This is a genomic window from Streptomyces sp. NPDC025721 (assembly GCF_055558595.1).
In genome coordinates, this window is record NZ_JBVHMF010000026.1 from 78,383 (window position 1) to 92,157 (window position 13,775).

Below are 13,775 nucleotides of genomic sequence, written 5' to 3' on the forward strand. Positions count from 1 at the left end.
GTCGGCCCCGCCTAGTTCCGCGCGGAGCGCTGCGCCTGGGCGAGCGCGGACTGCGGGCTGGTGCCGCCCGCGAGCGCGGCCTGGATCGCGTCGGCGAGCGCCTGGCTGACCTTGGGGTAGTCGGTGCCCAGTTCCGTGGTCCTGGCCCGCGCGGTGCCGACCTCCGCCACGAAGGCCGACAACTGCGGCTGACTGGTCGCCAGTTGCGCGGCGGCCTGCTGGTTGCTGGGGATGTAGCCCGCGTCCTTGGACCACTTCAGGCTCTCCTCCTGGCCGAGCAGGCACTTCACCACGGAGACGGCCTTGGCCTCGCGCGCCGCGTTGCTGTGCCCGACCGTCCAGACCTCGCCCCCCAGCGGCACGACCGGCTTCGCGGAGGGATCGGGCACCGGTATGGGCACCACGCCGAAGCGCAGGTCCTTGGCCGCGTTGAGCGTGGGGAGCTGCCAGGGGCCGTTCACCATCATCGCCGCGTTCCCGGCGAGGAACTGGTCGTTGACGTCCGCCTGCGTCCAGGTGACCACCGACTTGGAGGCCGAGCCCGTACCGACCAGGTCCTTCCACAGCGTGAGCGCCTTGACGGCCTGCGGCGAGTCCAGTGCCTTCAGGCTGGCGCCCGCGGTCCAGAAGAAGGGCTCGAACTGGAAGCTGCCCTCCTCGGTGCCGACCGCGCTGAACGCGACGCCGTAGCGGGAGCCCTTGGTCAACTTCTTCGCCGCGGCGGTCAGTTCGTCCCAGGTCTTCGGCGGCGTGAGCCCCGCCCGGGTGAACAGGTCCTTGTTGTAGTAGAGCGCCAGGCCGTTGACGCCCGGCGCGATCCCGTACGTCTGGCCGTCGTACTGCCCCGCGGCGACGATCGACGGGTACAGGCCCTCGGTGGTCAGTCCGGCCTTCGACAGCGACACCAGGCCCCCGGTGGCGGCCAGTTGCTGGAGGTCGGGGTTGTCGATCAGCGCCAGGTCGGGGAGGGTGCGGGCCGATGCCTGCTGGAGCAGTTTCGGCATGAACTGGGCGCGCGGCACCTGCTGGTGCTTGATGTGCACGCCGGACTTGGCGGCGCACTCGTCGAGTATCCGCGGCAGTTGGGTGTTCTGCGGTGCCGCGTCGTAGTAGTCGATCTCCGTCAGCGTGTCGGAGCCGGAGCCCGAACTGCCGGAGCCGGTGCCGCAGGCGGCCAGCACGAGCACCCCGGCGGCGGCCAGCGCCGCCAGCGTGCCGGGTCGGGCGGCGGTGCGGGAGAGGCGGGGGAAGGGGAGGGAGCGGCTCATCGACGTGCCTTTCGAATTGATTCGACAGTGGCGCCGCGGGCACGGGACCGCCCACCGGTCCGCGCCGTGCGTGAGGGAGTGTGGGCAAGGAAACGCAGAGGGTGGTGCGGTGTGACACCGGGTCGGTGCGGTGACACCGAGTCAGAGGGGTGACGCCCCGGTCAGAGCGGAGGCGGTAAGCGCCGGTGGACGCGCCTCAGCGGGCTGGACCCGTACTGCCGCGCACCTTCAGCGTCGGGGCGAGCAGCGTGCTCGCGGGCAGCTCCTCGCCCTTGATCCGCCGGGCCAGGCTGCGTACGGCCGCCCTGGCCAGTTCCTCGGCGGGCAGCGACACCGAGGTCAGCGGCGGGGTGCACCGCTCGGCCTCGTCGTCGGGACAGATCGCGATGACGGAGATGTCGCGCGGGACCGCGCACCCCATACCGGCGAGCCGGTCCATCACCAGCGGCAGCACGCGCTCGTTGTAGACGATCAGCGCGGTCAGTTCGGGCTCGCGGGTCAGCAGGTCGTCCAGCGCGCGGACCACCCCGCCGGGAGCGGGCTCGCACGCGGCCCAGACCGCGGTCCTGCCCCCGCTCTCCAGCGCGGCCAGCACCGACTCGCGGGCGTGCACCGCGTAGGCCACGTCACGGCCGAACGCCTCGGGCGCCTGCCCGAGGTAGCCGACCCGGGTGTGGCCCGACTCGTGCAGATGCTCCGCGCAGGCCCGCGCGGCCAGCGCGAAGTCGAAGTCGACGCGCGGCAGTCCGTGCGGGTCGTCCGGCGTGCCGACCAGCACCGCGGGGCACTTCAGCTCGGTGAGCAGCGGGATCCTGGGGTCCTGCCGCTGCACCTCCATCAGCATCACGCCGTCGACGAGCGCGCTGGCGACCGCGTCCCTGATGGCCGCCTCACCGTCGTCGTCGGTCAGCATCAGCACCTTGAGCCCGCTGTCCTGGGCCGCGGTGAGGGCGGCCCAGACGTACGGCATCTGCACCTGGTTGTGCGGGCCGTAGACCATCGGCAGGGCCATCGCGATCACACCGGTGCGGCGGGTGCGGATGGACCGCGCCCCGGCGTGCGGCCTGAACCCCAGCGTCTCGATGCTCAGTTCGACGCGCCTGATGGTCTCGGGCGAGATGGTCCGGTTGCCGCTCAGGACGTACGACACCGTGCTGCGCGAAACGCCCGCGTGCCGCGCCACATCCGCGATCGTCACCGTCATGACCGACTCCGAGTCCCTCGACTGTCGAACTGATTCGATTCGTTCGATTGGCGGTGAACGTAGCACCGGCTCCGGGCCCTGGACAAGACAGTGGACGCGACCGGAATCCGGCCGCGTCCACTCGATTCGCCCCGCGGGGCCCGCCGCTAGGCGGAGGCGGACGCCGGTTCGGCGGACGACAGCGGGGTGGCGATGTCCTCGAGCGAGCGGCCCTCGGCCTTGACCGCGAGCACCGCCGCGACCAGGCCCGCCGCGCACATCAGGGACGCGCCGATCACGAAGGCCAGGACGGTGTCGTCCACGACACCGGACTTGGTGAGGTCGGCGAAGACCAGCGGACCGCTGATGCCGCCGGCGGCCGTACCGATCGCGTAGAAGAAGGCGATGGCCATCGCGCGGGTCTCCATCGGGAAGATCTCCGAGACGGTCAGATACGCGCTGCTGGCACCGGCGGAGGCGAAGAACAGCACGACGCACCAGCACGCGGTCATCGTCGTGGCGTCCAGCGAGCCGCGGTGGAAGAGCCACGCCGTGCCGAACAGCAGGATGCCGGAGATCAGATACGTCGAGGAGATCATGATCCGGCGGCCGACGGTGTCGAAGAGCTTGCCGAGCAGCAGCGGGCCGAGGAAGTTGCCCGCCGCGATGACCGCGAAGTAGTAGCCGGTCTTGCCGGTCGAGACGCCGAAGAAGGTGGTGAGGATGGAGCCGAACCCGAAGGTGATGGCGTTGTAGAGGAACGCCTGGCCGATGAAGAGCGACAGGCCGAGCACCGCGCGCTTGGGGTACTTGTGGAAGACGGTCTTGGCGATCAGCCCGAATCCGATGCTCTTGCGCTGGTGGATGGTGATCGAGTTCTTGGCGCGCGGCAGCCGCTCGCCCTTCTCCTCCTCGATCTCCCGCTCGACCGTGCCGACCAGTTGGTCCGCCTCGTCGCCGTAGCCGTGGATGAACTGCCAGCGCGGGCTCTCCGGCACGTGCCGCCGTACCACCAGGATCACCAGACCGAGGACGACGCCGAGGGCGAAGGTGAGCCGCCAGCCGACGTCCTTGGGGAAGATGTCGGTGTTCAGCGCGACGATTGACAGCAGCGAGCCGCCGATGGCGCCGAGCCAGTAACTGCCGTTGATGATCAGGTCGACCCGGCCGCGGAATCGGGACGGGATCAGTTCGTCGATGGCCGAGTTGATCGCCGCGTACTCGCCGCCGATGCCGAAGCCGGTCAGGAAGCGGAAGGTGAAGAACCACCAGGGCTGGAAGGACAGCGCGGTCATCGCGGTCGCGGTGAGGTAGACCGCGAGGGTGACCATGAAGAGCTTCTTGCGGCCGAAGCGGTCGGTCAGCCAGCCGAAGAACAGCGCGCCCGCGCAGGAGCCCGCCACGTAGAGCGCGGCGGCGATGCCCGTGATCTGGGCGGATGTGATCGACAGCCCGCTGCCCTGTTCGGAGATCCGCCCGGCGATGTTGCCGACGGTGGTCACCTCGAGGCCGTCGAGGATCCACACGGTGCCGAGGCCGATCACGATCATCCAGTGCCAGCGCGACCACGGCAGCCGGTCGAGGCGCGCGGGGACGTCGGTGGTGATCGTGCCGCCGGACGCGGCTTCCGGCGCTGACGCCATGGGTCCCTCCTTCATGAGCCGTACCGACGGCTCGACGTGAGCCGGTCCGACAGCCCGGTCCGAGCCGGGCCGACGGCCCGACCCTTGCGCGGCTGCCCCCTTGACGTGCCGTCATGCCGCGCCGCTGCTCGCGCGCTCCAGGATCGCCACGTCGCGGGCCAGTCTCACACCGGCGCGGGCCCGTACGGCGCCGACAGCCCGCGCGTCCCCCGTATGCCACGCGCGGCACGGCTGACGTGCCCGTTCGGGCGCGGGAGCGGGCGCCGGCACGGCTGTGGGCGGTCCGCTTGTCGGTACGGGCGCGGACCGATCTTCGTACCGGCGACGCCTGGCTTTCGGACCCGCGCGGCCTGGCTTTCGGACCGGCGCGGACCGACTTTCATACGGGCGCGGACCGATCTTCGTACCGGCGCGGCACGGCGTTCGTACGGGCAACGGCCCGCTTACGCCGGAAGGTCCCGCGCGGCGGGGGGTCTGACGGGCTGCGGGGCGGGACCATGGGTCGCCCAGGGAACGCATGATCGGAGGACGGCCGCCGTGAACTCCACGCTCCGCGAGGCCCGCGACACGCTCGTACCCGACTTCGGCGGGCGGCACGGGCCGCTGCCGCCGCTGCTGCTCGGGCTCACCGTCGTGACCGGGCTGGTCGACGCCTTCAGCTATCTGGCGCTGGGCCGGGTCTTCGTCGCGAACATGACGGGCAACGTCGTCTTCATGGCCTTCTCGCTCGCCGGTTCCAGCGGCTTCTCGCTGACCGCCTCCGTCCTGTCGCTGCTCTCCTTCGCCGTGGGCGCGCTGGCCGCGGGGCGGCTGGCCAACCGTGTCGTGCGGCACCGGGCGCGGCTGCTGCTCGCGGTGACGGCCGGGCAGGCGCTGCTCGTCCTGGTCTGTTACGTGGTCGGCGAGCTGGTCGACCTGCCGGCCGCCGGGTGGAGCCGCTGGTGCCTGGTCGTGCTGCTGGGCTTCGCGATGGGCGGGCAGAACGCGGTGGTACGGCGGCTGGCCGTGCCCGACCTGACGACCACGGTGCTGACCCTGACCATCACCGGGGTGGCCTCGGACAGCCGCCTGGCGGGCGGCGAGACGAGCAAGGCGGGGCGCAGGCTGCTCTCGGCGGCGGCGATGTTCCTCGGGGCCCTGGCCGGTGCCGCGCTGATCGGGCACGGGCACCGGGCGCTGCCGCTGCTCATCGCCGGTGCGGCGCTGGTCGCGGTGGCGGTGGCGCTGTTCCCGCACCGGCGCTCGGCGCTCGGCTGGACGGCGGCGGCGTGACGCGGACGCGGCTCGTGCCGAAGTCTTTCCGCCCGGTGTAGTTTCCGGCGGATCCCGATCGTCGTAGGGGTGGACGCACGGGAGGAAGAGGCCCGTGGCCGCCGGAGGCATCGCGACCTCCGGAGTGACCGGAGAAGGAGAAGGACCATGAAGTATCTGCTGCTCATCTGCGACGACGGATCGCTGGCCGACGCGCCCGAGGAGGAGATGGACGCGATGCCGTGGGTCGCGGAGACGACCCGCAACGGCACCCGGCTGCTGGGCAGCCGCATCCGTCCGGCGCAGGACGCGACCACCGTACGGTTCAAGGACGGCGCGCCGCTGATCACGGACGGGCCCTTCGCCGAGACGAAGGAGCAGATCTGCGGCTTCGACATCATCGACTGCGCCGATCTGGACGAGGCGATCGCGATCGCCGCGAAGCATCCGGTGGCGCGGTACGGGATGGTCGAGGTGCGGCCGTTCTGGACGGAGTGACGCGAGCCGCGGGCTGACGAGGTGGCGGGGCGGAGTGAGGCGATGACGGGTCGGGACGCGGAGTCCTGGGCGGTGACCGGGGCGCACGGGGACTCCGGGCGCGGACAGGCGCGTCCCCCGTCGGGGCCGCGCCGCCCCGACCCCGTCAAGGACGCCGTCGCCGCGGCCTGGTCCGAGGAGTGGGGCCGGGTCGTGGCCGCGGTGATCGGCATGACCGGCGACTGGGACCTCGCGGAGGAGTGCGCGCAGGACGCCTTCGCGCGGGCGCTGGAGCGCTGGCCGGTCGACGGCGTGCCGCGCAGGCCCGGCGCCTGGCTGACCACCACCGCCCGCAACCGCGCCCTGGACCGGCTGCGCAGGGCGGCGAACGAGAAACGCAAGCTGCGGGAGGCGGCCGTGCTGACCCCGGTGGACGACGCCCTCCCGCCGCCCGGGAACGACGACGATCCCGTACCGGACGACCGGCTGCGGCTGATCTTCACCTGCTGCCACCCCGCGCTGCCGCTGCCGTCCCGCGTCGCGCTGACCCTGCGCACCCTGACCGGGCTGAGCACGGCGGAGATCGCGCGGGCTTTCCTGGTGCCCGAGGGCACGATGGGACAGCGGCTCACCCGCGCCAAGAGCAAGATCCGGCACGCGGGCATCCCCTTCCGCGTGCCGCCGCGCGACCTGCTCCCGGAGCGGACCTCCGCCGTACTCGCCGTGCTCTACCTGCTGTTCAACGCCGGTTACGCGCCCGGCGCCGACACGGCGGACAGCGCCGACCAGCGGCGCGTCACGGCCGAGGCGATCCGGCTGGCCCGGCTGCTGGCCGCGCTGCTGCCGTACGAGCCGGAGGCGCGCGGACTGCTCGCGCTGATGCTGCTGCACGACGCGCGCGCCGCCGCCCGTACCGACGCGGCCGGTGACCTGGTGCCGCTCGACGAGCAGGACCGTACGGCCTGGGACCGGGACGAGATCGCCGAGGGGCTCGCCGTCGTGGAGGACGCCCTGCTCGCCCGCCGCCCGGGGCCGTACCAGGTCCAGGCCGCCATCGCCGCCTGCCACGCGAGCGCCGCCGAGGCCGCCGCCACCGACTGGCCGCAGATCGCGCTCCTCTACGGCGAACTGGCGCGCATGACGCCGGGCCCCGTGGTCGAGCTCAACCGCGCGGTCGCCGTCGCCATGGCCCGCGGGCCCGCCGCGGGCCTCGCCCTGGTCGACGCCCTCACCGCGAGCGGCCGACTCGACGGCTACCACCTGCTCCCCGCCACCCGCGCCGACCTGCTGCGCCGCCTCGGCCGCTCCGACGCCGCCGCCGACGCCTACCGCGAGGCCATCGCCCTCTCCCCCACCCCGCCGGAACGCCGTTTCCTCCTCCGCCGCCTGGCCGAGGTCGAATCCGGCACCGGAACGTCCGGCTCGACGCCTCCCACCGCCCCGGACCCGGCCGACGGCTGACGGCCGCTCCGACGCCTCCCCCCGGGTAAGGACCTTGCCGGGGCGTGTCACACCCATCGCGGGGGTTTCTCCAGGTCACATGAGACAACTGGCGCCTCAGGGGGAAGGGGATGAGTGCATACGTTCCGTTTCCGTGTGATCGAAAAGGTGTGAGGTCTTCCCGTGCGTCTGCCGACTGCTCCTGGTGCCGCCAGCCGAACGTCCCGCTCGCGACGGCGTGGGGTGGGGCTCGCGGTGGGGCTGCTGGTCACTGTCGCGGCCTGTTCCAACGGGGGCGGGAGCGGTGACACGTCGGCCACGTCCGTGGCGCCCGGTACGACGTCGGCGTCGCCCAGCGCGGCGCCGACGACCACGGCCACGTCGGCCCGCCCGTCGGCGTCACCGTCGCCCAGCACGACGCACGCCACTCCCGTACCGCCGCCCGCGGCGAGCACGACCAAGGCGCAGGCGAGCTGCGTGGACCGGACGGCGGGCGCGATGTCGACCGCCCAGCGCGTCGGGCAGCTCTTCATGTCGGCCGTGACGTCCACCGGGATGACCGGCTCCGAGGCGTCGGCGATCACGCAGGGCAAGGTGGGCGCGGTCATCCTGATGGGCCACACCTCGGCGGGCACGCAGGCGGTCAAGGGGGTCACCGACCGGGTGCGGACGCTCGCCACCTCCGTCAAGGGCTCGAATCTGCGGCTGCTGGTCTCCACCGACCAGGAGGGCGGCGAGGTCCAGGTGCTCAACGGCCCCGGCTTCTCCAGCATGCCGAACGCGGTCACGCAGGGTCAGTGGTCCGCGTCGCGGCTCCGGCAGGAGGCGGCGACGTGGGCGGGCCAGCTCAAGGCGGCCGGGGTGAACATGAACCTGGCCCCGGTCGCGGACACGGTCCCGGCGGATCTGGTGGGCGTCAACGCGCCGATCGGCGAGCTGCACCGGGAGTACGGAAACGATCCCGCGACCGTCGCCACGCACAGCGACGCGTTTCTGCTCGGCATGCGGCAGTCCGGGGTCGTTCCCACGGCCAAGCACTTTCCCGGCCTCGGCCGGGTCCGCGGCAACACCGACCTGACGGCGGGCGTCACGGACACGGTGACCACCCGTAACGACTCCTACCTCCAGCCGTTCCGCAGCGCCATCCAGGCGGGCACGCCGTTCATCATGGTCTCGTCGGCGACCTATACGAAGATCGACCCCGACAACCAGGCGGTCTTCTCGCGCATCGTCCTGCACGACCTGCTGCGCACCCAGCTCGGCTTCAAGGGCGCGGTCATCTCCGACGACATCGGCGCGGCCGTCGCCGTCAGCGACCGTACCCCCGCGCAGCGCGCGCTGGACTTCTTCGCCGCGGGCGGCAACATGCTGCTGACGGTCCGGCCGAGCGACATCGCGCCGATGACCGCCGCCGTCATCGACCGGCTCCCGAAGGACGCGACGCTGCGCGCCGCGGTCGACGACAGCCTGCACCGCATCCTGACCGCCAAGGTCAACGCGGGCCTGCTGAGCTGCTGAGGCGCTACGCGTGACGGTGCGGCTAAAGCGCTACGGTGCTCCGGGCGCGACACGGCACTTCACCGGCCGGGACCCGGCCGAAAGCCCCGGTAAGGGTGCCCTTATGTGACCCAAGGGTGAACTGCCGGGGAATTGTGGATTCCTGACCTTGGCGCAGGTGGGTGCGCGGTCGTGAGGTGCTTAGCATGAACGGCGCCCCGTTCCACTGCACCGACATCTGGAGGTCCGGTGTGTCCGCCGAACCAGACGGCATAGCTCCGCCGCCACCGAACCGACTCCGCCGCGTGCCGATGTGGCAGGTGGCCGCGGCCGGGCTCGCCGTCGCGGGAGCGGTCACCGCGGCGGTGCTCACCGTCGGCGGCGGTGGCGGTCACACCGACAAGCACGCCGCTCCCGCCACCGCGTCGGACGGTCTGCGGCACACGGCGGTGGACGCGTCCACGGGCGGCTGCGGCCGGGGCTGGATCACGCCGAAGCCGGGCACGCAGGTCTTCGACCTGCGCAACACCGGTGCGAGCGCCACCGAGGTCTATCTGACCGACCCGCGCAGCGGGAAGGTCTACGGCGAGGTGGAGGGCCTGGCGCCGGGCATCACCCGGCCGATGGCGGTGGACCTGGGCAGCGGCTCGTACGCGTTCAAGTGCCTCCAGGAGGACACCGACGCGGTCACCGGGCCGACCGTCGTCGTACCGGGCAGGGCTCCCCGGGGCCCGGCCGCGGTGCCGGTCACCCAGCACGATCTGATCCCGCCGACGCTGGCGTACCAGCGGTGGGTCGGCGCCCGGATCGACGACCTCGCCCGCGGCGTCGGCGCCCTCAGGTCGGACGTCGACGGCGGCGATCTGGCCGCGGCCCGCCGCGACTGGCTGAGCGCGCACCTGGTCTACGAGCGGATGGGCGCCGCGTACGGCACCTTCGGCGATGCGGACGGCGCGATCAACGGCACGGCCTCGCTCACGCCTGGCTCGGTCGCCTCCGCGGACTTCACCGGCTTCCACCGGATCGAGTACGGGCTGTGGCACGGCGCCTCCGCCGACTCGCTGCGCGGCCCGGCCGCCGCGCTGGTCAAGGACGTGGCGACGCTGCGCGACGGCTGGTCGCAGGAGCGGATGGACCCGGCCGACCTGGGACTGCGCGCGCACGAGATCGTGGAGAACGCCGAGCAGTTCGAGCTGACCGGCCGTACGGACTACGGCAGCGGTACGAATCTGGCCACGGCCCGCGCGAATCTCGACGGCACGAAGGAACTGCTCGGCCGGCTGCACGCCCTGCTCGCCCCGCGCGACCCGCGGACCGCCGAGCTCGACGCGTCGCTCAAGCGCGCGGAGCGCGACCTGGACGCCGCGCACCACGGTGGGACGTGGACGCCGCTCGACAAGCTGACACACGATCAGCGCCAGCGGATCAACGCCGACTTCGGCGATCTGCTCGAACAACTCGCCCCGGTGGCGACGATCTTCGATGTACGGAGGACGGCATGACGGACACGCACGGGCCCGTGGCGGGCGCGGGCGACCTGCGGCGGCGCGGCTTTCTGCGCGGCGCGGCGCTCGGTGTGGGCGCCGTCGGCGCGGTGGCCGGTGGCGCCGCCGCGCTGACGGGCGCGACCGCTTCCGCCGCCGGCCCGGCCCCGGCCCCGGCGGCACGCGCGAACGCCGATTTCCACGGCCCGCACCAGGCGGGCGTCACGCGGCCGGTGCAGCAGTCCTCGCTCTTCCTGTCCTTCGACGTCACCGCCGCCGACCGGCGTGAACTGACCGAGTTGCTGCACATCGTCACCGACCGGGCGAGGTTCCTGACCGGCGGCGGCACACCCGCGGCGCTCGGCATCACGGACTCGCCGTCGGACAGCGGCACGCTGGGCCCGAAGGTGCCGGGCGACGGTCTGACCGTCACCGTCGGGGTGGGCGCGTCGCTCTTCGACGAGCGGTTCGGGCTCCAGGACCGCAAGCCGCTGCGGCTGAGCACGATGCCCGCGTTCGAGGACGACGACCTCCAACCCGACTGGTGCCACGGGGACCTGAGCCTCCAGCTCTCCGCGCCGCACCCGGACACGGCGCTGCACGCGCTGCGCGACATCGCCCGGCACACCCGCGGCGGGATGCAGGTGCGCTGGCGGCTGGACGGTTTCACCAGCCCGCCGCGGCCCAGCGGCACACCGCGCAACCACATGGGTTTCAAGGACGGCACCTCCAATCCGGACATCAGCGATCCGGCCACCGCGAACGAGCTGCTCTGGGTGCGGGGCGCCGGGGGCGGCGGCGAGCCCGCCTGGACGACCGGAGGCACGTACCAGGTGGTGCGGACGATCCGGATGCTGGTGGAGTTCTGGGACCGGGTCTCGATCACCGAGCAGGAGCGGATGTTCGGCCGCAGCCGGGACACCGGCGCACCGCTGGACGGGACCAGGGAATTCGACACACCGCGATTCGCACAGGATCCGACCGGCGATGTGATCCCGTTGGACAGCCATATCCGGGTCGCCAATCCGCGCACCGCGCGCACCGACAAGTCCCGTATTCTGCGCCGTGGTTACAACTACGACCGGGGTATGGACAGCAATGGCAACCTCGACATGGGGCTGATCTTCGTCTGTTATCAGCAGGACATCGAGCGGCAGTTCGCGACGGTGCAAAAGCGCCTCGCGGGTGAGCCGCTGGTGGACTACATCACCCCGTTCGGCGGCGGCTATTTCTTCGTCCTGCCGGGAGTGCGCGACCGGTCCGACTGGCTCGGCAGCGGGCTGCTCGCCTGAAACCGCAGCTCAGAGTGTAAAAGCGGGGTCAAGGCTTCCTAAGATTTTACTGACCCGCTGTTCACCCGGCCTCCACCGCTGTGCCTTTGTCATGTCGCGGACCGCCATGACGATCGCGTTCGACACCGTGCACGAATGACAGCGGCACGCGCGACGCGGCACTTAGCGGAGGCTGAGAAAGTATGAGCACCACAAGCGGTTCTGGCAAGAGCAGAGGGGCTGGCCCGCGCGTACGGGCCGCCCGGTGGGGGGCGTTCGCCGGAGCTGCGGCGCTCGTGCTGATGGGCGGGACGGCGGCGCCGGCCCTGGCCGACTCCCCGTCGCACAACGGCGGTGGCGGCACCGAGACGCCGATCAAGCACCTGGTGGTGATCTTCCAGGAGAACGTCTCCTTCGACCACTACTTCGGCAGCTACCCGGCCGCGGCGAACACCGACGGCACGAAGTTCACGGCGGCCGGGAACACGCCGAAGAACATCGACACCCTCGCGCACGCCGGTCTGCTCAAGACCAACCCGAACCAGTACGCGCCCAAGCGGCTCTCCCCCGACCAGGCCGTGACCTGCGACCAGAACCACAACTACGGGCCCGAGCAGTACGCGGCCAACGGCGGCAAGGCCGACGCGTACGTCCAGAACACCGAGACCAGCAAGTGTTCTGGCGGCCTGTTCGGCGAGCCCGGTCTGGTGATGGACTACTACGACGGCAACACCGTCACGGGTCTGTGGAACTACGCGCAGCACTACTCGCTGGGCGACAACTCGTACAGTTCCACGTACGGTCCGTCCACGCCGGGCGCGCTCAATCTGATCTCCGGTCAGACGCACGGTGTCATCTCGGTCGACCCGGCCTCGGGCACCGAGCACCCGAAGCAGACGGCGAAGCCGGACGCGTACACGGTGGTCTCCCCCGACGCCAAGGGCGTCGGCACGGTCATCAACGACCCCGACCCGGCGTTCGACGACTGCTCGGACAACAGCCACACCGGCACCAACGCGCTGGCGGTCATGCGCGGCAAGAACGTCGGCGACCTGCTGAACTCCAAGAAGGTCACCTGGGGCTGGTTCCAGGGCGGCTTCCGTCCCTCCACCGCGTGGGACGGCAAGAGCGGCGACTACGCGAGCTGCGCCAACTCCACGCACGCCAACATCGCCGGCGCGTCCTCGGTTGACTACAGCCCGCACCACTCGCCGTTCCAGTACTACGCGTCGACGTCGAACCCGCACCACCTCGCGCCGAAGAACACCGCCGAGATCGGGCACAACGGCCAGGCGAACCACAACTACGACCTGACCGACTTCGACTCCGCGCTCAAGGCCGGCAGCCTGCCCGCCGTCAGCTTCCTCAAGGCCGCCGAGTACCAGGACGGCCACGCCGCCTACTCCGACCCGACCGACGAGCAGAACTTCCTCGTCAAGGAGATCAACGCGGTCCAGGCGTCGTCCTCCTGGAAGGACACCGCGGTCGTCGTCGCGTACGACGACTCCGACGGCTGGTACGACCACGCGTACGCCAAGCCGCAGAACGGCTCGAAGGACAGCACGGTCGGCTCCAACGGCAAGGCCGTCGACAGCCCGGCGTGCCAGGCGGGTCCCGCGTCGGCCGGTGGCTACGCGGACCGCTGCGGCCCCGGCACCCGGCAGCCGCTGCTGGTCATCTCCCCGTACAGCAAGGTGAATTCGGTCGACCACACCCGCACCGAGCAGGCGTCGATCACCAGGTTCATCGAGGACAACTGGAAGACCGGCCGGGTCGGTGACGCGTCCTTCGACAGCCGCGCCAACTCGCTGACCGGCGCGTTCGACTTCAAGCACCCGAACAACAAGCAGGTGCTGCTGAACGCCGACGGCTCCGTGAAGTCGGTCAAGGACATCGACACCCACGGCGGGGGCGGCCACGGCACCTCCGGCGGCTCCTCCTCGGGCGGCGCGAACTCCGGCGGCGCGAACTCCGGTGGCTCCAACGGCGGTTCGCACTCGGGCGGCTCGTCCGGCGGTCACAACGACGCCTCCACGCAGACCCTCGCGGAGACCGGGGGCACCTCCCCGGTCCTGCCGCTGGGCATCACCGCGGGCGTACTGCTCGTCGGCGGCGGGGCGCTCTACTACGCCCGCCGCGGCCGTCACCGTTCGACCACCGCGGTCTGATCCGACGCTCTGCCCCAGGGCCGTTCGCGGTGCGCCTCGCGCGCGCCGGGAACGGCCCTTTTCGCCATCCGCCGCACATACCACCGCAGTCCA

General features: G+C 71.7%; 10 protein-coding genes. 7 read left to right on the forward strand and 3 right to left on the reverse strand.

The window, feature by feature from the left end; translation table 11 throughout:
* Positions 1-11: 11 nt before the first annotated feature.
* The 3 genes from ACZ4EF_RS29215 to ACZ4EF_RS29225 all read right to left on the reverse strand — a co-directional run bounded on the left by ACZ4EF_RS29215 (position 12) and on the right by ACZ4EF_RS29225 (position 4,094).
* Positions 12-1,268 (reverse strand): ABC transporter substrate-binding protein, encoded by a 1,257-nt coding sequence (locus tag ACZ4EF_RS29215; RefSeq protein WP_467507065.1) that lies wholly within the window; start codon positions 1,266-1,268, stop codon positions 12-14.
* A gap of 196 nt (positions 1,269-1,464) precedes the next feature.
* Complete coding sequence (locus ACZ4EF_RS29220) at positions 1,465-2,472, reverse strand: LacI family DNA-binding transcriptional regulator (protein WP_391052369.1); 1,008 nt, start codon at positions 2,470-2,472, stop codon at positions 1,465-1,467.
* Between the two features lie 146 nt (positions 2,473-2,618).
* On the reverse strand, positions 2,619-4,094 hold the full coding sequence (locus ACZ4EF_RS29225; protein WP_355345865.1) for an MFS transporter: 1,476 nt from the start codon (positions 4,092-4,094) through the stop codon (positions 2,619-2,621).
* Between the two features lie 537 nt (positions 4,095-4,631).
* Here ACZ4EF_RS29225 and ACZ4EF_RS29230 point away from each other — a divergent pair.
* The 7 genes from ACZ4EF_RS29230 to ACZ4EF_RS29260 all read left to right on the forward strand — a co-directional run bounded on the left by ACZ4EF_RS29230 (position 4,632) and on the right by ACZ4EF_RS29260 (position 13,682).
* Positions 4,632-5,366: a YoaK family protein gene (locus tag ACZ4EF_RS29230; protein WP_355345862.1), complete on the forward strand. Its 735-nt coding sequence runs from the start codon at positions 4,632-4,634 to the stop codon at positions 5,364-5,366.
* 147 nt (positions 5,367-5,513) lie between these two features.
* The gene (locus tag ACZ4EF_RS29235) at positions 5,514-5,843 is read left to right on the forward strand and encodes a YciI family protein (protein WP_391117591.1); all 330 of its coding nucleotides are present in this window, start codon (positions 5,514-5,516) and stop codon (positions 5,841-5,843) included.
* Between the two features lie 42 nt (positions 5,844-5,885).
* A complete protein-coding gene (locus ACZ4EF_RS29240) occupies positions 5,886-7,283 on the forward strand; it encodes an RNA polymerase sigma factor (protein ID WP_467507068.1) in 1,398 nt (465 codons plus the stop codon).
* 234 nt (positions 7,284-7,517) lie between these two features.
* Positions 7,518-8,780, forward strand: coding sequence for a glycoside hydrolase family 3 N-terminal domain-containing protein (locus tag ACZ4EF_RS29245; RefSeq protein WP_467507070.1), 1,263 nt, complete (start codon positions 7,518-7,520; stop codon positions 8,778-8,780).
* A 290-nt stretch (positions 8,781-9,070) separates the two neighbouring features.
* Positions 9,071-10,261 (forward strand): EfeM/EfeO family lipoprotein, encoded by a 1,191-nt coding sequence (locus ACZ4EF_RS29250; protein WP_467507114.1) that lies wholly within the window; start codon positions 9,071-9,073, stop codon positions 10,259-10,261.
* Entirely contained in the window at positions 10,258-11,535 is a 1,278-nt protein-coding gene (gene efeB, locus ACZ4EF_RS29255) for an iron uptake transporter deferrochelatase/peroxidase subunit (protein ID WP_467507072.1), read from the forward strand. The genes ACZ4EF_RS29250 and efeB overlap by 4 nt, the downstream gene beginning before the upstream one ends.
* A 182-nt stretch (positions 11,536-11,717) precedes the next feature.
* On the forward strand, positions 11,718-13,682 hold the full coding sequence (locus tag ACZ4EF_RS29260; RefSeq protein ID WP_467507074.1) for an alkaline phosphatase family protein: 1,965 nt from the start codon (positions 11,718-11,720) through the stop codon (positions 13,680-13,682).
* Positions 13,683-13,775 lie beyond the last annotated feature (93 nt).

Coding starts and splice junctions, on each gene's coding strand:
- ACZ4EF_RS29260 (WP_467507074.1), top strand. CDS start 11,718: ATGAGCACCACAAGCGGTTCTGGCAAGAGCAGAGGGGCTGGCCCGCGC.
- efeB (WP_467507072.1), top strand. CDS start 10,258: ATGACGGACACGCACGGGCCCGTGGCGGGCGCGGGCGACCTGCGGCGG.
- ACZ4EF_RS29225 (WP_355345865.1), bottom strand. CDS start 4,094: ATGGCGTCAGCGCCGGAAGCCGCGTCCGGCGGCACGATCACCACCGAC.
- ACZ4EF_RS29215 (WP_467507065.1), bottom strand. CDS start 1,268: ATGAGCCGCTCCCTCCCCTTCCCCCGCCTCTCCCGCACCGCCGCCCGA.
- ACZ4EF_RS29235 (WP_391117591.1), top strand. CDS start 5,514: ATGAAGTATCTGCTGCTCATCTGCGACGACGGATCGCTGGCCGACGCG.
- ACZ4EF_RS29240 (WP_467507068.1), top strand. CDS start 5,886: ATGACGGGTCGGGACGCGGAGTCCTGGGCGGTGACCGGGGCGCACGGG.
- ACZ4EF_RS29250 (WP_467507114.1), top strand. CDS start 9,071: ATGTGGCAGGTGGCCGCGGCCGGGCTCGCCGTCGCGGGAGCGGTCACC.
- ACZ4EF_RS29220 (WP_391052369.1), bottom strand. CDS start 2,472: ATGACGGTGACGATCGCGGATGTGGCGCGGCACGCGGGCGTTTCGCGC.